Source organism: Variovorax paradoxus NBRC 15149 (assembly GCF_001591365.1).
GTDB lineage: Bacteria > Pseudomonadota > Gammaproteobacteria > Burkholderiales > Burkholderiaceae_C > Variovorax > Variovorax paradoxus.
Genome location: NZ_BCUT01000008.1, coordinates 186,001 through 206,580 on the forward strand (window position 1 = coordinate 186,001; position 20,580 = coordinate 206,580).

General features: G+C 68.1%; 21 protein-coding genes. 15 read left to right on the top strand and 6 right to left on the bottom strand.

The window, feature by feature from the left end:
• Positions 1-38: 38 nt before the first annotated feature.
• Positions 39-1,349: an exodeoxyribonuclease VII large subunit gene (xseA, locus tag VPA02S_RS29855; RefSeq protein ID WP_062367100.1), complete on the bottom strand. Its 1,311-nt coding sequence runs from the start codon at positions 1,347-1,349 to the stop codon at positions 39-41.
• A gap of 313 nt (positions 1,350-1,662) precedes the next feature.
• Between xseA and VPA02S_RS29860 the strand changes: the two genes are divergently transcribed.
• The 6 genes from VPA02S_RS29860 (at position 1,663) to adk (ending at position 5,561) form a co-directional block, all read left to right on the top strand.
• The gene (locus tag VPA02S_RS29860) at positions 1,663-2,295 is read left to right on the top strand and encodes a MotA/TolQ/ExbB proton channel family protein (protein WP_012747750.1); all 633 of its coding nucleotides are present in this window, start codon (positions 1,663-1,665) and stop codon (positions 2,293-2,295) included.
• A 70-nt stretch (positions 2,296-2,365) separates the two neighbouring features.
• Positions 2,366-2,794 (top strand): ExbD/TolR family protein, encoded by a 429-nt coding sequence (locus VPA02S_RS29865; protein WP_026284063.1) that lies wholly within the window; start codon positions 2,366-2,368, stop codon positions 2,792-2,794.
• 24 nt (positions 2,795-2,818) lie between these two features.
• Positions 2,819-3,835: a tetraacyldisaccharide 4'-kinase gene (gene lpxK, locus VPA02S_RS29870; RefSeq protein WP_174545107.1), complete on the top strand. Its 1,017-nt coding sequence runs from the start codon at positions 2,819-2,821 to the stop codon at positions 3,833-3,835.
• The gene (locus tag VPA02S_RS29875) at positions 3,816-3,998 is read left to right on the top strand and encodes a Trm112 family protein (RefSeq protein ID WP_007836935.1); all 183 of its coding nucleotides are present in this window, start codon (positions 3,816-3,818) and stop codon (positions 3,996-3,998) included. Before lpxK ends, VPA02S_RS29875 begins: the two co-directional genes overlap by 20 nt.
• Positions 3,995-4,768 carry a 3-deoxy-manno-octulosonate cytidylyltransferase gene (kdsB, locus tag VPA02S_RS29880; RefSeq protein ID WP_062367102.1) on the top strand — a complete coding sequence of 258 codons (774 nt, stop codon included), beginning with the start codon at positions 3,995-3,997 and terminating at the stop codon, positions 4,766-4,768. Before VPA02S_RS29875 ends, kdsB begins: the two co-directional genes overlap by 4 nt.
• A 136-nt stretch (positions 4,769-4,904) precedes the next feature.
• Positions 4,905-5,561 carry an adenylate kinase gene (gene adk / locus VPA02S_RS29885; RefSeq protein ID WP_012747746.1) on the top strand — a complete coding sequence of 219 codons (657 nt, stop codon included), beginning with the start codon at positions 4,905-4,907 and terminating at the stop codon, positions 5,559-5,561.
• Between the two features lie 27 nt (positions 5,562-5,588).
• Here adk and VPA02S_RS29890 read toward each other — a convergent pair whose 3' ends face one another.
• Positions 5,589-6,575, bottom strand: a complete 987-nt coding sequence (locus tag VPA02S_RS29890; protein WP_062367104.1) for an asparaginase — start codon at positions 6,573-6,575, stop codon at positions 5,589-5,591.
• 72 nt (positions 6,576-6,647) lie between these two features.
• Between VPA02S_RS29890 and lexA the strand changes: the two genes are divergently transcribed.
• The 9 genes from lexA to VPA02S_RS29935 all read left to right on the top strand — a co-directional run bounded on the left by lexA (position 6,648) and on the right by VPA02S_RS29935 (position 15,752).
• Positions 6,648-7,331, top strand: coding sequence for a transcriptional repressor LexA (lexA, locus tag VPA02S_RS29895; protein WP_018904999.1), 684 nt, complete (start codon positions 6,648-6,650; stop codon positions 7,329-7,331).
• Positions 7,332-7,459: 128 nt separating this feature from the next.
• Entirely contained in the window at positions 7,460-7,828 is a 369-nt protein-coding gene (locus VPA02S_RS29900; RefSeq protein WP_062367106.1) for a hypothetical protein, read from the top strand.
• Positions 7,829-7,920: 92 nt separating this feature from the next.
• On the top strand, positions 7,921-8,928 hold the full coding sequence (locus VPA02S_RS29905; protein ID WP_012747742.1) for a D-2-hydroxyacid dehydrogenase family protein: 1,008 nt from the start codon (positions 7,921-7,923) through the stop codon (positions 8,926-8,928).
• Between the two features lie 4 nt (positions 8,929-8,932).
• Positions 8,933-10,093: an MFS transporter gene (locus tag VPA02S_RS29910; protein WP_018905001.1), complete on the top strand. Its 1,161-nt coding sequence runs from the start codon at positions 8,933-8,935 to the stop codon at positions 10,091-10,093.
• 134 nt (positions 10,094-10,227) lie between these two features.
• Complete coding sequence (locus VPA02S_RS29915; RefSeq protein ID WP_062367107.1) at positions 10,228-11,748, top strand: 3-hydroxyacyl-CoA dehydrogenase; 1,521 nt, start codon at positions 10,228-10,230, stop codon at positions 11,746-11,748.
• 35 nt (positions 11,749-11,783) lie between these two features.
• Positions 11,784-12,563 (top strand): oxepin-CoA hydrolase, alternative type, encoded by a 780-nt coding sequence (locus tag VPA02S_RS29920; protein WP_062367109.1) that lies wholly within the window; start codon positions 11,784-11,786, stop codon positions 12,561-12,563.
• Positions 12,564-12,622: 59 nt separating this feature from the next.
• Entirely contained in the window at positions 12,623-13,342 is a 720-nt protein-coding gene (locus VPA02S_RS29925) for a Crp/Fnr family transcriptional regulator (protein WP_012747738.1), read from the top strand.
• 1 nt (position 13,343) lies between these two features.
• Positions 13,344-14,450 carry a phosphotransferase gene (locus VPA02S_RS29930; protein ID WP_062367111.1) on the top strand — a complete coding sequence of 369 codons (1,107 nt, stop codon included), beginning with the start codon at positions 13,344-13,346 and terminating at the stop codon, positions 14,448-14,450.
• Between the two features lie 30 nt (positions 14,451-14,480).
• Positions 14,481-15,752: an acyl-CoA dehydrogenase family protein gene (locus VPA02S_RS29935; RefSeq protein ID WP_012747736.1), complete on the top strand. Its 1,272-nt coding sequence runs from the start codon at positions 14,481-14,483 to the stop codon at positions 15,750-15,752.
• Between the two features lie 82 nt (positions 15,753-15,834).
• On the opposite strand, the gene VPA02S_RS29940 is transcribed toward VPA02S_RS29935, so the two are convergent.
• From VPA02S_RS29940 to ftsH, 4 genes are all read right to left on the bottom strand, one after another.
• On the bottom strand, positions 15,835-16,314 hold the full coding sequence (locus tag VPA02S_RS29940) for a GNAT family N-acetyltransferase (RefSeq protein WP_062367113.1): 480 nt from the start codon (positions 16,312-16,314) through the stop codon (positions 15,835-15,837).
• Positions 16,315-16,316: 2 nt separating this feature from the next.
• The gene (gene glmM, locus VPA02S_RS29945) at positions 16,317-17,654 is read right to left on the bottom strand and encodes a phosphoglucosamine mutase (protein WP_012747734.1); all 1,338 of its coding nucleotides are present in this window, start codon (positions 17,652-17,654) and stop codon (positions 16,317-16,319) included.
• Positions 17,655-17,680: 26 nt separating this feature from the next.
• A complete protein-coding gene (folP, locus tag VPA02S_RS29950) occupies positions 17,681-18,541 on the bottom strand; it encodes a dihydropteroate synthase (RefSeq protein ID WP_062367115.1) in 861 nt (286 codons plus the stop codon).
• A gap of 63 nt (positions 18,542-18,604) precedes the next feature.
• Positions 18,605-20,521 (bottom strand): ATP-dependent zinc metalloprotease FtsH, encoded by a 1,917-nt coding sequence (gene ftsH / locus VPA02S_RS29955; protein WP_012747732.1) that lies wholly within the window; start codon positions 20,519-20,521, stop codon positions 18,605-18,607.
• Between the last annotated feature and the right edge of the window lie 59 nt (positions 20,522-20,580).

Here is a 20,580-nt window from a genome sequence, read left to right on the forward strand (position 1 = left end):
TGGGTTGGTTGTGGGGAATAAAGGATTCTAGAAAGGAATTACGCGCCCGGCGTCGGACGCGTTCCCGTTTTGCCGGGCACGACGGCCAGGTCGACCGAACCATCGGCGAGCCGCGCGACCACGGCATCGCCAGGGCTCAGCTTCTTGGCGCTGACGATCGCGCGGCCGTCGGGATCGGTGAGCCAGGCATAGCCGCGCTGGAGCACCAGCGCAGGATCGAGCAGCCGCAGGCGCAGGGCGACGCGTTCCAGCCGCTCGCGCCGCTGCGCCATCGCGCGCTCGAGCCTGAGCGGAAAATCGGCAGCAATCGCGCGCGGCACCTGGGCCAGGCGCTCGGCCCTGGACAGCAGCGCATAGCGCAGCCGCTGCGAATGATGCGCGAGCCGCAGCTGCTGGCGCGCCACGAGCCCGGAGGGCCGGCCCAGGCGCGCTGCCGCCTGGTCGAGGCGCTGCCCCAGTACATCGAGGCGCGCACCCAGTGCGCTGTCGAGCCGTTCATCCAGCAGATCGATCGCACCGAGCCACATCGCCTGGGGCGCGCTGACGAGCTCCGCCGCGGCCGTGGGCGTGGGCGCGCGCAGGTCGGCGCAGAAGTCGGCGATGGTGAAGTCGGTTTCGTGGCCGACGCCGCAGATCAGCGGAACCGGGCTTTGGACGATGGTGCGCGCCAGGGCTTCATCATTGAACGCCCAGAGATCCTCGATGGAGCCGCCGCCGCGCACCAGCAGGATCACGTCGACGGCCGGTTCCAGTGCGTACAGCGATTGCAGCGCGCGCACGAGTTCCGCCGGCGCGTTGGCGCCCTGCACCGCCGCCGGCGCCAGCACCACGGGAATGTGCGGCACGCGGCGCCGCAGCGCCGTGACCACGTCGTGCAGCGCCGCGGCGCCGAGCGAGGTGACGAGGCCGACCGAGCGCGGCATGACCGGCAGCGCCCGCTTGCGCTCCGGATCGAAGAGCCCTTCGGCCTCGAGCCGCGCCTTGCGCTGCAGGAATTGCTCGAACAGCGCGCCCTGCCCGGCGCGCTGCAGGCTTTCGACCACCAGTTGCAGGTCGCCGCGCGGCTCGTACACCGCGAGCCGCCCGCGCACTTCGACCTGGTCGCCGTCGCGCGGCGAAAAATCGAGCAGGCCCGCTGCGCGCCGGAACATCGCGCAGCGCAGCTGGCCGGACGAATCCTTGAGCGCGAAGTAACAATGTCCGCTCGACGCGCGCGAGAAGCCGGAAATCTCGCCGCGCACCGCGACCGGGTTGAAGCGCGCATCGAGCGCGTCGGCCACCGCCCGGCACAGTGCGCCGACGGCCCAGATCCGCGGGCCCGGCGTTGGATTCGAGTCACGCAGGTTCACAGGACACCCGCGCGGCCGGCGGCCACTCTTCCACAGTGGGTTGCCCCGCCTTGGTGCCGCGGTCCGGGCACGGAACAGGTGCACGGTTTGTCGTGCAAGCTGTTGATTTCATTGGAAAAAGAACTGCTCAAAATTCAATCGATCTAGCGGGAGGCCCGTCCCATGCGGGTCCGGACAACTTGCGCAGCGGGTTAATCACAAAGTTATCCACAGAATCTGTGCGTCTTCGCTGACATGCAAACAAGCCGCGTGGCGATGGTGGCCTCGGTGGATAATCGCCGCGCATTTGCAGTCTACGGGGCCGGAGGATTCCTTGTTTTCCATCATAGTTGCCGCGGGCTGGCCGATTTGGCCATTGCTCGCCTGTTCGATCATTGCGCTCGCCTTGGTTATCGAACGTTTCACAAGCCTCAAGACCGTGAGGGTCCTGCCGCCCAAGCTGCTCGACGAAGCCATCACCGTGTCGCACGGTTCCGTGCCGGGGCCCGACGTGGTGACCAAGCTCGAACGCAATTCGATGCTCGGCCAGGTGCTGGCCGCCGGCCTGCGGGCGCTCAACGCCAATCCGCGCTGCACCGAGGACGACCTGCGCGCCGCCATGGAGGCCTCGGGCCGCACCGTGGCGCACAAGCTGGAACGCTACCTGCCGGCGCTGGCCACCATTGCATCGGCGGCACCGCTGCTCGGCCTGCTGGGCACGGTCATCGGCATGATCGAGATCTTCGGCTCGCAGTCGCCCGGCAGCGGCGCGGTGGGCTCCGGGAACCCCGCGCAGTTGGCGCACGGCATTTCGATTGCGCTGTACAACACGGCTTTCGGCCTGATCGTGGCCATTCCGACGCTGATCTTCTGGCGCTATTTCCGCAGCCGGGTCGACGAATACCTGCTGAACCTCGAACTGTCGGGCGAGCGCTTCGCGCGCCATTTGAACGCATTGCGCAAATGATGGGCTTCGCATCGCTTGCAACTGCCTGCGCCACGCCGCCTCGCGGAGGCTTGCCATGAGCCGCGGCCGCATGCAGTTTCGCCACGGTGCGCGCGACGAGCCGGAGATCAACCTGATCCCGTTCATCGACGTGCTGCTGGTCATCCTGATCTTCCTGATGCTGTCGACCACCTACAGCAAGTTCACCGAAATGCAGCTTCGGCTGCCGACGGCCGACGTCGATTCGCAGCGCGACTATCCCAAGGAAGTGATCGTGGCGGTCTCCGCCGACGGCCGCTACTCGATCAACAAGAAGCCCGTGGCCGACCGCAACGTGGACACCGTGGCCGCCGCACTGGGCGCGGCCGCCACGGGCGGCAAGGACAGCGTGGTCATCATCAGCGCCGACGCCAGCAGCCCGCACCAGGCCGTGATCACGGTGATGGAAGCCGCTCGCCGCGTGGGCCTGGTGCAGATCACGTTCGCAGCCCAGTCGTCGGCGCAGCAAGCAGGGCACTGAGTGCCGTCGCAGGGCCGCAGCACCATCGGCACCACCGGCCCGATCGCTGTGCCGGCCTCGCGGCTGCAGCGCGCCTGGCTGCATCGCGGCGCGCTGGCCTGCCTGCTGTGGCCCCTGTCGCTGCTCTACGCGGCGCTTTTCGGGCTGCGGCGCTGGTTCTACCGGATGGGATGGCACAGGACCGAACGCGTCCCGGTGCCGGTGATCGTGGTCGGCAACGTGGTTGCCGGCGGCGCGGGCAAGACGCCGGTCGTGATGGCGGTCGTGCGGCACCTGCAGGCCCGCGGGCTACAGGTTGGCGTGGTGTCGCGCGGCTACGGCCGCCGCACCGGCGACTGCCGCGAAGTACTCGCCGAGAGCAACGCCCATGATGTCGGCGATGAACCGCTGCTGATTCGCCGCGCCACCGGCGCACCGGTGTTCGTGGCGCGGCGCCGCATCGAGGCCGCGCGCGCGCTGCTCGCGGGGCACCCGGCCACGCAGGTCATCGTGAGCGACGACGGCCTGCAGCACCTGGCGCTGGCGCGCGACATCGAGATCTGCGTGTTCGACGACCGCGGCGTGGGCAACGGCTGGCGGCTGCCCGCGGGTCCGCTGCGCGAGCGCTGGCCGCGCCCGTGCGACCTGGTGCTCCACAGCGGGGAACGTCCCGCCTTCAAGGGCGGCTACACCGCCACCCGTGCGCTTGCACAAAACGCCGTGGCAAGCGACGGCAAACGCACGCCGCTCGAGGCCCTCGCCGGCGAACCGCTGATCGCGCTGGCGGCCATTGCGCGGCCCGAAGCGTTCTTCGGCATGCTGCGGGCGCGCGGGCTGACGCTTGCCGGGACGATCGCCCTGCCGGACCACTACGATTTCGAGGGCTGGCAGCGCCCCGCCGGCACCGGGCAGCGCCTCGTCTGCACCGAAAAAGATGCCGTCAAGCTGTGGCCCAGGGCCCCCGACGCGCTGGCAGTGCCGCTGGACTTCGCACCCTCGCCGGAATTCTTCGCGGCGCTCGACGCAAAGCTATCATCGCTCGATGGATACCAAGCTGCTTGAACTGCTCGTCTGCCCCGTCACCAAGGGCCCGCTGACCTGGAACCCGGAGAAGCAGGAGCTCTGCTCGCGCAGCGCACGCCTGGCCTATCCGGTGCGCGACGGCATCCCCGTGCTGCTCGAGAACGAGGCCCGCACGCTGTCCGACGAAGAGCTGGGGCTGTGAGCTTCACCGTCCTGGTGCCGGCCCGGCTGGCTTCGACGCGGCTGCCCAACAAGCCGCTGGCCGACATCGCCGGCCTGCCCATGGTGGTGCGCGTGGCCCGGCGTGCCAGCCAATCCGGCGCCGCGCGCGTGGTGGTGGCGGGCGACGACGCAGCCATCGTCGAGGCCTGCGCAAGGCATGGCGTGGAAGCCATCCTGACCCGCCAGGACCACCCGAGCGGCTCCGACCGCCTGGCCGAAGCCTGCGAGCAACTGGGGCTGGACGGCAGCGACATCGTCGTCAACGTCCAGGGCGACGAGCCGCTGATCGACCCTGCGCTCATCGACGCCGTGGCCTCCGCGCTGGCCGCCCACCCGGAAGCCGCCATGAGCACGGCGGCCCACGAGATCGACTCGCTCGACGACTTCCTGAACCCGAACGTGGTGAAGGCGGTGCTCGATGCGCAGGGCAACGCGCTGTACTTCAGCCGTGCGCCCATTCCGTGGTGGCGCGACGGTTCCGCCAACGGGGCGCCGCCTTCCGTGCTGCCCGCACCGGCACCGCTGCGGCATATCGGCATCTACGGCTACCGCGCCGGCTTCGTGCGCAGCTTTCCTTCGCTGACGCCTGCGCCCGTCGAGGCCACCGAAGCGCTCGAGCAGCTGCGCGCGCTGTGGCACGGGCATCGCATTGCGGTGCACGTCAGCCATGTCGCGCCGGGGCCCGGCGTCGATACTCCCGCAGACCTCGAGCGCGTGCGCGCGGTCTTCGCCGCCGATCCGGCGCGCTGAAAAAGTGCGCTGCTGCGAGGGCGGCAGCGGAAATTCATCACGCTCTCGCATGCTATCCTCGACGCAATTCCGCCTTGCCCCGCTCCCGGGCTGACGCTTGGCGCGACACAAGATCGAAGAACCCTCCGAGGACACCATGAGACTAATTTTGCTGGGCGCGCCCGGGGCGGGCAAAGGCACGCAAGCAGCCTTCATCTGCCAGAAATACGGCATCCCTCAAATTTCGACCGGCGACATGCTGCGCGCCGCCGTCAAGGCCGGCACGCCGCTCGGACAGCAGGCCAAGGCCGTCATGGAGTCCGGCGGGCTCGTGAGCGACGACCTGATCATCAACCTTGTGAAGGAACGCATCGCGCAACCCGATTGCGCTGGCGGTTTCCTGTTCGACGGCTTCCCGCGCACCATTCCGCAGGCCGACGCCATGAAGGCGGCCGGCGTCAAGCTCGACTACGTGCTCGAAATCGACGTGCCGTTCAGCGACATCATCGAACGCATGAGCGGCCGCCGCTCGCATCCTGCGTCGGGCCGTACCTACCACGTCAAGTTCAATCCGCCCAAGGTCGAGGGCAAGGACGACATCACGGGCGAAGACCTGATCCAGCGCAAGGACGACGAGGAAGAAACCGTGCGCAAGCGGCTCGAGGTCTACAGCCAGCAGACGCGCCCGCTGGTCGACTACTACTCGGCCTGGGCCAAGGCCGATCCGGCCTCGGCGCCGAAGTACCGCGCCATCCAGGGCGTGGGCAGCGTCGAAGAGATCAAGCAGCGCGCACTCGCGGCCCTCAGCAGCTGAATCTCGTCGGCTGCGCGCGGCTGCCGTTCAGGCGGCCGCCGTTTCCATCAGTTCCAGCATCAGCGCGATACGCGCCTTGACGGGCGTCAGCGCGCCGGCGTCCCGCAGCGGATCGCCAGGCTTCGGCAGGATGCGTCCGTCTGCGCAGCGGGTCGCACGCAGCACCGCCACGCCGGCATCCTGAGCCCGCAGCGCCGCCGCCTCCAGCGCATGGTGCACCGTGCCATTGCCGGTCGCGGCCACGACCAGCCCGCGAACCGGCTCGGCAACGCCCGATGCCCGCTCCTGCAGCAGCAGGTCGACGAGCGCGCCGCTTGCGCCCGCATGGCTGGTGACGATCTCCACGCGCGGCCAGCGCACGGTTGCCCCCGCCTTCGCTTCGGGAATCTTCGAGGCCCCGCCCGCCTGCGGCCAGTCGCGCAGGCGCCGCACTGCACCCTCTTCCACATAACCGACCGGCCCGGCATCGCCCGATGAAAAAGCGTCGGGGCGGTAGGTGTGCACCTTCTGCACATCGAGCGCGCCGTGGATGGCACCCGCGCAGACCACCGTCACGCCGTGCGCCGCCGGCGTGGCCGCCACGGCGATGGCATCGCGCAGGTTCTGCGGACCGTCGGGCGAAAGCGAACTGGCCGGGCGCATGGCGCAGGTCAGCACCACGGGCTTGCCGGCCGCAAGCACCACCTGGAGGAAGAAAGCCGTTTCCTCGATGGTGTCGGTGCCGTGCGTGATCACCACGCCCGCCACGTCGGCCTCGGCCAGCCAGAAGGCGCAGCGCCTGGCGAGTTGCAGCCAGACGTCGAAAGCCATGTCCTTGCTGTCGAGTTGCGCCACCTGCTCCGCCACGAGCGCCACGCCTGCGGGCGCCTCGATGCCGCCGAGCAGGTCCGCCACACCCACCTCTCCGGCGGTGTAGCCGATGTTGTCGGCACCGCTCGCGGCCCGGCCTGCGATGGTGCCGCCGGTGCCCAGGACCACGATGCGCCGCAGGCCGGAGGAAAGGGAATTAACCATGGGTTGCCAACTTTTAAAAACTGGTTAAAAATACAGGTACTGGATATTCAGCCAGTGCCGCAAGGAACACATATGCAGTTCGCCGTGAAGCTTACCGCCCGCCAGCAGCAGATCCTGGACTTGATCCAGAGCGCCATCGCCCGTACCGGCGCGCCGCCCACGCGGGCCGAAATCGCCAATGAGCTGGGTTTCAAGTCGGCCAATGCCGCCGAGGAGCACCTGCAGGCGCTGGCCCGCAAGGGCGTGATCGAACTTGTCAGCGGCACTTCGCGCGGCATCCGGCTCAAGGGCGACGCGCTGCGTTCGCTCAACGAGACGCGCCACCGCGAAGGCGGCCAGTTCTCGCTCTCGCTGCCCGGCATGTCGCAGCTCGCGCTGCCGCTCATCGGCCGCGTGGCAGCGGGCTCGCCGATCCTCGCGCAGGAACACGTCGACCAGACCTATTACGTCGAGAACACGCTGTTCCAGCGCCAGCCCGACTACCTGCTCAAGGTGCGCGGCATGTCCATGCGCGATGCCGGCATCATGGACGGCGACCTGCTCGCGGTCCAGGCCACCAAGGAGGCGCGCAACGGCCAGATCGTGGTGGCACGCCTCGGCGACGAAGTCACGGTCAAGCGCCTCAAGCGCAACAAGCAGGTCATCGAGCTGCATGCCGAAAACCCCGACTACCCGACCATCGTGGTCCAGCCCGGCGAGCCCTTCGAGATCGAAGGCCTGGCGGTGGGCCTCATCCGCAACACCATGCTGATGTAGGCCGCGCGGCCTGCACCCCATCCGGCCGCAACAGGTGGCGGGCGTATGGCGCTTTGTCGCCATCACCCTGTTGCGTCCATTCAAAGAAATCCTGCCTGTGTTCAACCTCAGACTTTTTTGGAGTTCACATGGGAATCGCCCTCCTCGCCATCGCTGATTTGTGGATGCCGCTGCAATCGCTTGCAAGCCGGCTGCTGCCGGCGCGCCGCCCGGCCCGCCGCGACACCGCCGGCACATCCGCCGGGTTGCGCTACGTCGCGGTCCGGCCGGCCTGCACGGCCCGCGCGCAGGCGGCAGCGCCCAGCGCAGCGCCGGCGCCCGTGCGGCCGCTGCGCGTCATTCGGGTGGTCGACGGCCGCCAAGGCGACAAACGCAGCACCAACCGCATGGTGATTTCGGGCCGCATGGCCGACGTCTGCGCCGAGCTCGACCGGCTGGCGGCACTCGAGGCGATGGAAACCATCAGCCCCGCGCCCCGCTCCACCCAGCTGCACTGAACCCGTGCAACCCCCGGTGACCGCTACCCGGGGTGGGTATCCAAACGTTCACGCGCGCGCCATGCCAATGCTGCGAGGCACAATGGCACGCCATGAACATTGTGATCCTCGACGATTACCAGGACGCTGTGCGCAAGCTGCGCTGCGCCGCCAAGCTGGACGCGTATGCAGCCAAGGTCTACACCAACACGGTCAAGGGCATCGGGCAGCTCTCGGTGCGGCTGAAGGATGCCGACGTGATCGTGCTGATCCGCGAACGCACCCACATCTCTCGCCAGCTGATCGAAAAGCTCCCCAAGCTCAAGCTCATTTCGCAGACCGGACGCGTGGGCGGCCATATCGATGTCACGGCCTGCACGGAGCGCGGCGTGGCGGTGGCCGAGGGCACGGGCTCGCCGCAGGCGCCTGCCGAGCTGACCTGGGCGCTGATCATGGCGGCCATGCGCCGCCTGCCGCAGTACATCAGCAACCTCAAGCACGGGGCCTGGCAGCAATCGGGGCTCAAGTCGGCCTCCATGCCGCCCAATTTCGGGCTGGGCTCGGTGCTCAAGGGCAAGACGCTCTGCATCTGGGGCTACGGTCGCATCGGCCAGCTGGTGGCGCGCTACGGGCAGGCCTTCGGCATGCAGGTGGTGATCTGGGGGCGCGAGGCAAGCTGTGCCAAGGCACGCTCCGACGGCTTCCAGGTGGCGCAGAACCGCCACGAGTTCTTCGCCGCGGCCGACGTGCTGTCGGTGCATCTGCGGCTCAACGAGGAAACCACCGGCCTGGTCAAGCTCGAGGATCTTTCGCGCATGAAGCCGACCGCGCTCTTCGTCAACACCTCGCGCGCCGAACTGGTCGAGGCCGATGCGCTGCTTGCTGCGCTCAACCGCGGCCGGCCCGGACTGGCGGCGGTCGACGTGTTCGAGAGCGAGCCGCCGCTGCAGGGCCATGCGCTGCTGCGGCTGGAGAACTGCATCTGCACGCCGCACATCGGCTATGTCGAGCAGGACAGCTACGAAAGCTACTTCGGCCAGGCTTTCGACAATGTCGTGAGCTTCATCAAGGGCAACCCCACCAACATCGTGAACCCCGGCGCGCTGCAGGTTCGCCGGTGAATCCATGAGCCGCCGGGCCGCGCCCCGGGGCGCACTGTGGGCCTTGCTGGCCGGCAATTTCGTGATCGGCACGGGCGTGATGGTGGTGCCCGGCACGCTCAATGAAATCAGCGCGTCGCTGTCTGTCTCTGTGGCAACAGCGGGCCAGCTGATCACGGTGGCCGCGGTCGTGATGTGCCTGGGAGCGCCGCTGCTGGCGGCAGCGGTCGCGGGCTGGGACCGCCGCCAGCTGCTCGCCCTCACCCTGCTCTGGTACGCGGCCGGGCATGCCGTTGCGGCGCTGATGCCGAGCTTCGGTGCCCTGCTGCCGGTGCGCATGCTCACGGTGGTGGCGCCCGCCATCTTCACGCCCCAGGCTGCGGCCTGCGCCGGCATGCTGGTGCCGCCGGAGCATCGCGGCCGCGCCGTGACCTTCGTCTTCCTGGGCTGGTCGCTGGCCTCGGTGCTCGGGCTGCCCATCGGTGCGCTGGTGGGCGGCCATCTGGGCTGGCGCGTGGCTTTCGGGGCGATCGCGCTGCTGAGCATCGCCAGTGCGGCATCGATCTGGCTGACCCTGCCGCAGGGCATCCGCCCCGCGGCGCTGACGGCGGCCGCCTGGGCGCGCGTGCTGCGCAGCCCGGTGCTGATGGGCATCGTCTCGGTCACGGCGCTGCAGGGGGCTGGCCAGTTCGTGCTGTTCAGCTATTTCGGACCGATCCTGAAGCGGGACTTCGGCGCGGACCCCACCATGCTGAGCCTGATGTGGGCGCTGTTCGGCGTGTTCGGCCTTGCGGGCAACATGCTCGTGAGCCGGTTCATCGACCGCGTAGGCGCGGGCCGCATGGTGCTGCTGACGAGTTCGCTGATCGCGCTGAGCCTCTTCCTTTGGCCATGGGCCGGCACGCTGCCGTGGCTGGCGGCGGTGCTCGTGCCCTGGGGGCTGGGCTGCTTCGCGACCAATTCGGCGCAGCAGGCGCGGCTGGTCGGCCTGGCACCCACGCTTGCGCCGGGCTCGGTGGCGCTGAACAGTTCCGGCATCTATGTCGGCCAGGCGGTGGGTGCCGGACTGGGTGGATGGCTGCTTGCCAACGACGCGGTGGCGTGGATGAACTGGGCTGGTTTTGCCCTGCTGCTCGCAGCCATCGGCCTGAGCGTGGCCATCGACCGCAGCCGCCGGCCGGCCTGACCGCGCGGCGGCCCCGCGTAAAACCCGGCATGCCCCTGCGGCCGATGGCTGCAAAATCGAAGGCTGCGCAAACTCCGGGCCCGGTGCCTGCAGGCGGCCCCCGGACACCCACCAACCAGCGAATATCTTTTCCAATGACAGTCAACTACACCCGGATCGGCGTCGTCGGCGCCGGCGCCATGGGCCGAGGCATCGCACAGATCGCGGCCCAGGCGGGCAGCGAAGTGCTGCTGCTCGACAGTTTTGCAGGTGCCGCCGAACGCGGGCGCGAAGCCCTCGCGGCCCAATGGAACAAGCTGCACGAGAAGGGCAAGATCGACGCCGCGGCGCGCGATGCGCAAATCGCCCGCGTGAAGGCGGTCGACTCGGTCGGGGCGCTGGCCCAGTGCGACCTGGTGATCGAAGCGGTGGTCGAAGACCTCGAAGTCAAGCGCAAGCTGTTCCGCGAACTCGAAACAGTGGTCGCGCCCACGGCCACGCTGGCCACCAACACCTCGTCGCTGTCGGTCACGGCCATCGCGGCCGGGCTCGCGCATCCGGAGCGCGTGGCGGGCTTTCACTTCTTCAACCCGGTGCCGCTGATGAAGGTGGTCGAGGTGGTGGCCGGCTTCAAGACTTCGGCCGAGGTCTGCAAGCAGCTCGCGGGCTATGCGGTGCAGATGGGCCACAGCGCCGTGCAGGCGCAGGACACGCCGGGCTTCATCGTCAACCACGCGGGCCGCGGCTACGGCACGGAAGCACTGCGCATCGTCGGCGAAGGCGTGGCCGATTTCGCCACCATCGACCGCATCCTGAAGGAGCAGGCCGGCTTTCGCCTGGGCCCCTTCGAGCTGATGGACCTGACCGCGCTCGATGTGTCGCATCCGGTGATGGAATCGATCTACCACCAGTACTACGAGGAGCCGCGCTTCCGTCCGAGCGTGATCACCGCCCAGCGGCTGGCGGCCGGCGTGCTGGGCCGCAAGACCAATGAAGGCTTCTACCGCTACAACGACGGCGTGATGCAGCAGCCCGCCGAGCCGGCGGTGCCGGTGGTGGCGGCGATGCCCTCGGTCTGGGTTTCGCCGCGCGCTGCGCGCCGGGCCGAGCTGCTGCGGCTGGTGAACGCACTGGGCGCGCAGATCGACAGCGGCGCCACGGCGGCGCCCACGTCGCTGATCCTGGTGGCCCCGCTGGGCTTCGACGTGACCACGGTGGCCGCGGTCGAGCGGCTGGACGCCACGCGCACGATGGGCATCGACATGCTGATCGACGATGCCGCCACCAAGCGCCGCGTGCTCGCCACCAACCCCGCCACGTGGCGCGACATCCGCGATGCGGCGCATGCGCTCTTCGCGCGCGATGCAAAGGCGGTGAGCGTGATCCGCGACAGCGGCGGCTTCGTGACGCAGCGCGTGATCGGCACCATCGTGAACATTGCCGCCGACATGTGCCAGCAGCGCGTCTGCTCGCCGGCCGACCTCGAAACCGCGGTGCAGCTGGGCCTGGGCTATCCGCGCGGCCCGCTCGCCATGGGCAACCTGTACGGTCCGACCAACATGCTCGAAGTGCTGTTCAACCTGCAGACCGTCTACGGCGATCCGCGCTACCGCCCGAGCCCCTGGCTGCGCCGCCGCGGCGCGATCGGCCTGAGCCTGCTGCACGAAGAAGAATAAGCAGACCAACACCAAAAAACGAAAGCATCACAGCGATGACCGCCGAACTGAAGAGCACCAGCGAGGGACGCACCATGGTGCTGACGATCGCCAACCCGACCCAGCGCAACGCCCTGGGCCCCGAGATCTACGCCGCGGGCATCGAGGCGCTCAACGGCGCCGAGAGCAGCGATGAGATCCGCAGCGTCGTCATCGTGGGCGAAGGCGCATGGTTCTGCGCCGGCGGCTCGCTGCAGCGGCTGTCCGACAACCGCCAGCGCGATCCTTCGGTGCAGGCCGAAAGCATCGAGGGCCTGCACAACTGGATCGACTCGATCCGCGCCTTTCCCAAGCCCATCATCGCGGCGGTCGAAGGCGCGGCCGCAGGCGCCGGCTTCTCGCTGGCACTGGCCTGCGATTTCGTGGTGGCCGCACGCGACGCGGTCTTTGCGGCGTCGTACAGCAACGTGGCGCTCTCGCCCGACGGCGGCCTGAGCTGGCAGCTTGCGCGTGCATTGCCGCGCCAGCTGGCCAGCGAGTGGCTGATGTGCGGCGAGCGCATCGGCGCGCCGCGGCTGCATGCGCTCGGGCTGGTCAATGAACTGAGCGAGCACGGCCAGGCGCTTGCAAGCGCCCTGGCGCTGGCGGCCCGGCTCAATGCACGCGCGCCCAATTCGCTGGCCAGCATCAAGGAGCTGCTGAGCGAAGCGCCCGGCGCCACCTTCGCGTCGCAGCTCTCGCAGGAGCGCGACCATTTCGTTCGCAACCTGCACCACCCGAATGCGGGCGTCGGCATTGCCGCGTTCATCGAGAAGAAACCACCGCACTACGAGTAGCGGCACGCCGTCGCTCCTGCGACACCCCTCAGTTTTTCAGTCGCCGACAGGACAGACCAATGGACGACCCCATTCTTACCATCGAAGAACGTGAAGCGATCAACAGTGGTCGCTGGTTTTCTTCTCTTTCTCCATCGCTACGGCACGACATCCTCCGATGTGCTTTCGTCAAACGCTTCAAGGACGGCGACCTGATCGCTGCCCGCGGCGACCCTCCCGACCACTGGATCGCCTGCGCCAAGGGCGCGGTGCGCGTCAGCTCGACGGCCGTCTCGGGCAAGCAGGTGACGCTGACCTACGTGGAGCCGGGCATCTGGTTCGGCGACGTGGCGATGTTCGACGGGGACCGGCGCACGCACGATGCCTATGCGCATGGAGACACCACCATCCTGTGCGTCGCGCGGGCCGACTTCCAGAAGATCCTGGCTGCGCACGTGGAGCTGTACGAAGCGCTGATGCGGCTGCAGGCGCGCCGCATCCGCACGCTGTTCGGGCTGGTGGAAGACCTCAACACCCTGCCCTTGCGTGCACGCCTGGCCAAGCAGCTGATCCACCTGGTGCGCAGCTACGGCGTGCCCAACCTGGAAGACGGCAGCCAGATGCGCATCGGCCTGCAGCTTGCGCAGGAAGAACTCGCCCAGTTGCTCGGCGCCTCGCGCCAGCGCGTCAACCAGGAACTCAAGACCATGGAACGCGAGGGCACCATCCGCATCGAGCCGGGCGGCCTGGTCGTATTGGACCGCGCAGCATTGATGCGCGTCTCGGAAGCAGATCATTGACATGAGCCAGGACTTCTCCAACTTCATCGGCACCCGTGCGGTCTCGCAGCAGCATGCCTTCGACGTCGAGGCGCTCGCAGCGTGGCTGGCGAAGAACCTCGACGGCTTCCAGGGACCGCTGACGGTCGAGATGTTCAAGGGCGGGCAATCGAACCCGACCTACAAGCTCGTCACGCCCACGCAGAGCTACGTGATGCGTGCCAAGCCCGGCCCGGTTGCCAAGCTGCTGCCCTCGGCCCATGCGGTGGAGCGTGAATTCAAGGTCATGAGCGGCCTGGCCGGCACCGGCGTGCCCGTGCCGCGCATGCATTGCCTGTGCGAGGACGAAGCCGTGATCGGCCGCGCCTTCTACGTGATGGAATTCATGCAGGGCCGCGTGCTGTGGGACCAGGCCCTGCCCGGCATGGGCAATGCAGAGCGCGCTGCCATCTACGACGAGATGAACCGCGTCATCGCGGCGCTGCACACCGTGAAGTTCGCCGAGCGCGGCCTCGCGGACTACGGCAAGCCCGGCAACTACTTCGAGCGCCAGATCGGCCGCTGGAGCAAGCAGTACAAGGCCTCGGCCGATGGCGCCGGCGAACTGTCGCAGCCGATCGAGGCCATGGAGCGCCTGATCGACTGGCTTCCCGCCCATATGCCGGCGAGCGCGCGCGACGAGACCAAGGTTTCGATCGTCCATGGCGACTACCGCCTGGACAACGTGATGTTCCATGCCACGGAGCCGCGGATCATCGCGGTGCTCGACTGGGAGCTCTCCACGCTGGGCCATCCGCTGGCGGACTTCAGCTACCACTGCATGTCCTGGCACATGCCCCCCACCACGGGCCGCGGCATCGGCGGCGTGGATGTCGCGGCGCTGGGCATTCCCACCGAGAGCGAATACATCCGCCGCTACTGCGAGCGCACGCGCATCACCACGCCCGAGGCGCTGGCGCCCGACTGGAATTTCTACCAGGCCTACAACCTGTTCCGCATGGCCGCGATCCTGCAAGGCATTGCCAAGCGGGTCGAGGCAGGCACCGCATCGAGCGAGCAGGCCGTGGCTTCGGCCCGCGGCGCGCGCCCCATGGCCGAAATGGCCTGGCAGTTTGCCCAAAAGGCATAACCGCCCCCACACCCCACCAGGAGACAGACGATGGACTTCGAATACTCGGCAAAAACCAAGGAACTCCAGAAGCGCGTGAGCGCATTCATGGACGCGCACATCTATCCGGCCGAAGCCGAGTATTCCGCCGAGCTGGCCGCCAACACGGCCGCGGGCAAACGCTGGACCGCGCTCAAGACCGTCGAGAAGCTCAAGGAAAAGGCCAAGGCCCAGGGCCTGTGGAACCTGTTCCTGCCGGTCGACAGCGCGGCCGCCTCCGGCTACGAAGGCGCCGGCCTCACCAACCAGGAATACGCGCCGCTGGCCGAGATCATGGGCCGCGTGCCATGGGCCTCGGAAGCCTTCAACTGCTCGGCGCCGGACACCGGCAACATGGAGACCATCGCCCGCTACGGCTCCGAAGCCATCAAGGCGCGCTGGCTCAAGCCGCTGCTCGAAGGCCAGATCCGCTCGGCCTTCGCCATGACCGAACCCGACGTGGCATCGAGCGATGCCACCAACATCTCGACCCGCATCGAGCGCCAGGGCGACGAGTACGTCATCAACGGCCGCAAGTGGTGGATCTCGGGCGCTGCCGATCCGCGCTGCGCCGTCTTCATCACCATGGGCAAGAGCGACCCCGACGCGCCGCGGCATTCGCAGCAGAGCATGATCATCGTGCCGGCCGACGCCAAGGGCATCCGCATCGTGCGGCCGCTCAACGTGATGGGCTACGACGACGCGCCGCACGGCCACGTCGAGATGTACTTCGAGAACGTGCGCGTGCCGGCCGACAACATGCTGCTCGGCGAAGGCCGCGGCTTCGAAATTGCCCAGGGCCGCCTCGGCCCCGGACGCATCCATCACTGCATGCGCCTGATCGGCCTGGCCGAGCGCGCGCTCGAGCTGATGTGCAAGCGCGCCTCCTCGCGCGTGGCCTTCGGCAAGACCGTCGCCTCGCAGACCGTCACGCAGGAGCGCATCGCCGAAGCGCGCTGCAAGATCGACATGGCGCGCCTGCTCACGCTCAAGGCCGCATGGCTGATGGACGTGGCCGGCAACAAGGTGGCCAAGAACGAGATCGCGATGATCAAGGTGGTCGCGCCCAGCATGGCCTGCCAGGTGATCGACTGGGCCATGCAGGTCCACGGCGGCGGCGGCATGTCCGATGACTTCCCGCTCGCCTACGCCTATGCCGGCGCGCGCACGCTGCGCTTCGCGGACGGCCCGGACGAAGTGCACCGCAACGCGATCGCCAAGTGGGAGCTGGGCAAGTACGCGCCGAACAAGGGCGATGCCGACATGCCCGTCACGCGCTTCTGATCTGTCTTGCTCCCCTCTCCCCGTGGGGAGAGGGTTGGGGTGAGGGCCGACGGCGATCCATGCGCCACGGCCCTTTTCTCTTTCAGAGCTTCTTCTGCAAAAAGACGGCGTGCCCGAACGCCGGATCGAGCTGATAGCCGGCGAAGCCCTCGCGTTCATAGCTGCGCAGCGCCGGCGCATTGCCCGACAGCACCTCGAGCGTGAGCTTGCAGGCGCCGCGCGCGCGGGCCTCCTGCTCCACCCGCGCAAGCATGCGCTGCGCGATGCGCCGGCCGCGATGGCTGGGCAGCACGACCACGTCGTGCACATTGACCAGCGGCTTGCAGGCGAAGGTCGAGAAGCCTTCGATGCAGTTGACCAGGCCCACGGGCGTTGGCCCGTCGTACGCGAGCACGCTGAAGGCTTGCGGCCTCGCGGCCAGCGCCGCAGGCAGCTCGGCCAGCACACCCGCTTCGAGCGGCGTGCCGCCGCCCGCGGGATCGCGTGCGTAGGCGTCGAGCAGGCGAACCAGCGCGGCCGCATGCGCGGCGTTGCGGTAGTCCGCCAGCACGACCTCGACCATCGTCACCGTGCAGGTTCCAGGGTGGCGGCAAGCCGCTGCGCGCAAGACTGCGCCTGCTTCGCATCGCGCGCCTCGACCATCACGCGCACCAGCGGTTCGGTGCCGCTCGCACGGATCAGCACACGGCCGCTGTCGCCGAGCTCGGCTTCGATGCGGCGCGTTTCGCCGGCCAGCGCATCGTTGTTCTTCCAGTCCTGTCCCGGCGTCAGGCGGACATTGATCAGCACCTGCGGAAACAGCGTGATCTCCGCGAGCAGCTGCGCCACCGTCTTGCCGCTGCGCACGCAGGCCTGCAGCACCTGCAGCGCGCTCACGATGCCGTCCCCGGTGGTGTGGCGGTCGAGCGCCAGCAGGTGGCCCGAGCCCTCGCCGCCCAGGAGCCAGCCGCGCTTTTCGAGTTCCTCGAGCACATAGCGGTCGCCCACCTTGGCGCGCACCAGCTCGATGCCCTGCCCGCGCAGCGCCACCTCGATCGCCTTGTTGGTCATGAGCGTGCCGACCACGCCCGCCGGCTTGTCGCCGCGCGCGATGCGCTCCGCCACCATGAGGTAGAGCAGCTCGTCGCCATTGAACAGCCGCCCGCTGGCGTCGACCAGTTGCAGGCGGTCAGCATCGCCGTCGAGCGCGATGCCGTAGTCGGCCTTCTGCGCCGTGACGGCCTCGACCAGCGCGGCCGGATGGGTCGCGCCGAAGCCCTTGTTGATGTTGAGGCCGTCGGGTGCGCAGCCGATGCTGCTGACCTCGGCGCCCAGTTCGTGGAACACGTTCGGCGCCACCTGGTAGGCCGCGCCATGCGCCGCATCGACCACGAGCTTCATGCCGCGCAGCGTCAGGTCGTTGGCGAAGGTGCTCTTGCAGAACTCGATGTAGCGGCCCGGCGCATCATTGAGGCGGCGTGCCTTGCCGAGGTTGGCGGAATCGACCCACACGGGGGCCTCCTCGAGCGCGGCCTCCACCGCAAGCTCCCACGCATCGTCGAGCTTGGTTCCCTGCGCGCTGAAGAACTTGATGCCGTTGTCCGGATAGGCGTTGTGGCTGGCGCTGATCACCACGCCCAGGCTCGCGCGCTGGGCGCGGGTCAGGTAGGCGACGCCGGGCGTCGGCAGCGGCCCCAGCAGCACCACGTCGACCCCGGCGGAGTTGAAACCCGACTCCAGCGCAGACTCGAGCATGTAGCCCGAGATGCGCGTGTCCTTGCCGATCAGCACCGTGGGGCGCGCCTCGCTCTTCTTGAGCACGCGGCCCACGGCATGCGCGAGGCGCAGCACGAAATCGGGCGTGATGGGCGACTGGCCGACCGTGCCGCGGATGCCGTCGGTGCCAAAGTATTTGCGGGTCATGGATTCGTTCTTGTTCTCGGGTTTTGTTATGGATGTGTCTCTTCGGCCTTCATGGCGCGCCACACGGCGATGGCCGCCACGGTGTCGCGCACGTCGTGCACCCGCACGATGGCCGCGCCGCGGTCCACAGCCAGCACCGCCGCCGTCACGCTGGGCACCAGGCGCTCGGCGGCCGCCGGAATGCCGCTGACCGTGCCGATCGACGACTTGCGCGACCAGCCCAGCAGCAGCGGACAGCCCGCTTCGAGCAGTTCGCGCTGGCGCGCCAGCAGCGCAAAATTCTGCGCCACGGTCTTGCCGAACCCGATGCCCGGGTCCAGCGTGATGCGCGAGGCATCGACCTTCAGCGCGCGAAGCTGCGCCACCTGCTCCGCCCAGAACGACAGCACCTGGGGCACCACGTCGCCCTGCATGGGTGCGGTCTGCATGGTCTGCGGATCCCGATGCATGTGCATCAGGCAGACGCCGCACGAGGGATGCGCCGCCACCGCCTCGCGCGCACCGGGCCGGCGCAACGCCCAGACGTCGTTGACGATGTCGGCGCCCAGTTCGAGCACCGCGCACATCACTTCCGGCTTGTAGGTGTCGATGGACAGCGGCACATCGAGCTTGACCGCTTCCCGGACCACCGGCAGCACGCGCGCCAGTTCGGCATCGAGCGGCACGGCCGGACTGCCGGGGCGGGTCGATTCGCCGCCGATGTCGAGGATGTCCGCGCCCTCCTTCAGCAACTGCTCGCAATGCCGCAGCGCGGCCTCGGTGGAGGCATGCGCGCCGCCGTCGGAGAAGGAATCGGGGGTGACGTTGACGATGCCCATCACGCGCGGCTGCGCGAGATCGATTGCAAAACGGCCGGCCTGCCAGACCGCCGCGGGGGCCATCGTCATGCGGCACCTTCATCATCGAAAACGGGGCCCATGGCCCCGTTGGTGTTGAACACCGGATTCACTTCAGGCCACTGTGGGTGCCGGATCCGGATTGACTGCCGGCGTGCCGCCGCTGCCGCCACTGCCCGACGGCGGAATGCGCGGCGTCCAGTCCTTGGGCGGACGCGGTGCGCGGCCGGCCATGATGTCGTCGAGCTGTTCCGTGTCGATGGTTTCCCATTCGAGCAGGGCCTTGGCCATGACGTGCATCTTGTCGCTGTTTTCCTCGATCAGGCGGCGCGCCAGGGCGTACTGCTCGTCGATGATGCGGCGCACTTCGGCGTCGACCTTTTCCATGGTCTGCTCGCTCATGTTGGTGGTCTTGGTGACCGAGCGGCCGAGGAACACTTCGCCTTCGTTCTCGGCATAGACCATCGGTCCCAGCGCGTCGGTCATGCCGTAGCGCGTGACCATGTCGCGGGCGATGGAGGTCGCGCGCTCGAAGTCGTTGCTGGCGCCGGTGGTCATCTGGTGCATGAACACTTCTTCGGCGATGCGGCCGCCGAACAGCATGCTGATCTGGTTCAGCATGTACTCGCGGTCATAGCTGTAGCGGTCCTGCGCCGGCAGGCTCATGGTCACGCCCAGGGCCCGGCCACGCGGGATGATGGTGACCTTGTGGACCGGATCGCACTTGGGCAGCAGCTTGCCGATGAGCGCGTGGCCGGACTCGTGGTAGGCCGTGTTGCGGCGCTCTTCCTCGGGCATGACCATGCTCTTGCGCTCGGGGCCCATGAAGATCTTGTCCTTGGCCTTCTCGAAGTCCTGCATCTCGACCACGCGCGCATTGCGGCGTGCAGCCATCAGCGCGGCTTCGTTGCAGAGGTTGGCCAGGTCGGCGCCGGACATGCCGGGCGTGCCGCGCGCAATGACGCTCGGGTTCACGTCCTGGCCCAGCGGCACCTTGCGCATGTGAACGCCCAGGATCTGCTCGCGGCCGCGGATGTCGGGCAGCGTCACGTACACCTGGCGGTCGAAACGGCCCGGGCGCAGCAGCGCGGCGTCCAGGATGTCCGGGCGGTTGGTGGCAGCCACCACGATCACGCCCAGGTTGGTTTCGAAGCCGTCCATCTCCACCAGCATCTGGTTCAGCGTTTGCTCGCGCTCGTCGTTGCCGCCACCCAGGCCGGCACCGCGCTGGCGGCCCACCGCATCGATTTCGTCGATGAAGATGATGCAGGGCGCGTTCTTCTTGGCGTTCTCGAACATGTCGCGCACGCGGGCCGCGCCCACGCCGACGAACATTTCGACGAAGTCCGAACCCGAGATCGAGAAGAACGGCACCTTGGCTTCACCTGCAATCGACTTGGCCAGCAAGGTCTTGCCGGTGCCCGGAGGGCCGACCAGCAGCAGGCCGCGCGGAATGCGGCCGCCGAGCTTCTGGAAGCGCTGCGGGTCCTTCAGGAAATCGACCACCTCGCGGACTTCTTCCTTGGCCTCGTCGCAGCCCGCGACGTCGGCAAAAGTGACCGTGTTGTTGTTCTCGTCCATCATGCGGGCCTTGCTCTTGCCGAAGCTGAACGCCCCGCCCTTGCCGCCGCCCTGCATCTGCCGCATGAAGTAGATCCAGACCCCGATCAGGAGCAGCATCGGGCCCCAGCTCACCAAGAGCGTCATGAGGAGCGAGCCCTCTTCGCGCGGCTTGACGTCGAACTTGACGTTGTGGTCGATCAGGTCGCCCACCAGGCCGCGGTCGAGCACGGTGGCGGTCGTGCGGATCTTGCGATCCTCGTTGGTGACGGCCACGATTTCTCCGCCGCCGGCACCTTCAGGAATGACGGCGCTCTTGATCTGGTTGTTTCGGACCTGATCCAGGAACTCCGAATAGCTCACCGTCCCTGAGCCGACGCCGCCGCGGGTGTCGAACTGCTTGAACACAGTGAACAACACCATGGCAATGACGAGCCATACGGCAACTTTGGAAAACCACTGATTGTTCAAACGAAGCTCCAGTCGAAAGCGCGTGACAAGATTGTGAAAAGAACGCGCTATGGATACGC

Excerpts from the sequence above, each read along its gene's own strand:
- VPA02S_RS29935 (WP_012747736.1), top strand. The coding sequence starts at position 14,481 with ATGGACTTCGAATACTCGGCAAAAACCAAGGAACTCCAGAAGCGCGTG.
- VPA02S_RS29890 (WP_062367104.1), bottom strand. The coding sequence starts at position 6,575 with ATGGTTAATTCCCTTTCCTCCGGCCTGCGGCGCATCGTGGTCCTGGGC.
- VPA02S_RS29865 (WP_026284063.1), top strand. The coding sequence starts at position 2,366 with ATGCAGTTTCGCCACGGTGCGCGCGACGAGCCGGAGATCAACCTGATC.
- adk (WP_012747746.1), top strand. The coding sequence starts at position 4,905 with ATGAGACTAATTTTGCTGGGCGCGCCCGGGGCGGGCAAAGGCACGCAA.
- folP (WP_062367115.1), bottom strand. The coding sequence starts at position 18,541 with ATGACGATGGCCCCCGCGGCGGTCTGGCAGGCCGGCCGTTTTGCAATC.
- VPA02S_RS29915 (WP_062367107.1), top strand. The coding sequence starts at position 10,228 with ATGACAGTCAACTACACCCGGATCGGCGTCGTCGGCGCCGGCGCCATG.
- VPA02S_RS29910 (WP_018905001.1), top strand. The coding sequence starts at position 8,933 with ATGAGCCGCCGGGCCGCGCCCCGGGGCGCACTGTGGGCCTTGCTGGCC.
- VPA02S_RS29940 (WP_062367113.1), bottom strand. The coding sequence starts at position 16,314 with ATGGTCGAGGTCGTGCTGGCGGACTACCGCAACGCCGCGCATGCGGCC.
- VPA02S_RS29930 (WP_062367111.1), top strand. The coding sequence starts at position 13,344 with ATGAGCCAGGACTTCTCCAACTTCATCGGCACCCGTGCGGTCTCGCAG.
- lexA (WP_018904999.1), top strand. The coding sequence starts at position 6,648 with ATGCAGTTCGCCGTGAAGCTTACCGCCCGCCAGCAGCAGATCCTGGAC.
- glmM (WP_012747734.1), bottom strand. The coding sequence starts at position 17,654 with ATGACCCGCAAATACTTTGGCACCGACGGCATCCGCGGCACGGTCGGC.
- VPA02S_RS29900 (WP_062367106.1), top strand. The coding sequence starts at position 7,460 with ATGGGAATCGCCCTCCTCGCCATCGCTGATTTGTGGATGCCGCTGCAA.
- VPA02S_RS29905 (WP_012747742.1), top strand. The coding sequence starts at position 7,921 with ATGAACATTGTGATCCTCGACGATTACCAGGACGCTGTGCGCAAGCTG.
- VPA02S_RS29925 (WP_012747738.1), top strand. The coding sequence starts at position 12,623 with ATGGACGACCCCATTCTTACCATCGAAGAACGTGAAGCGATCAACAGT.
- VPA02S_RS29875 (WP_007836935.1), top strand. The coding sequence starts at position 3,816 with ATGGATACCAAGCTGCTTGAACTGCTCGTCTGCCCCGTCACCAAGGGC.
- VPA02S_RS29920 (WP_062367109.1), top strand. The coding sequence starts at position 11,784 with ATGACCGCCGAACTGAAGAGCACCAGCGAGGGACGCACCATGGTGCTG.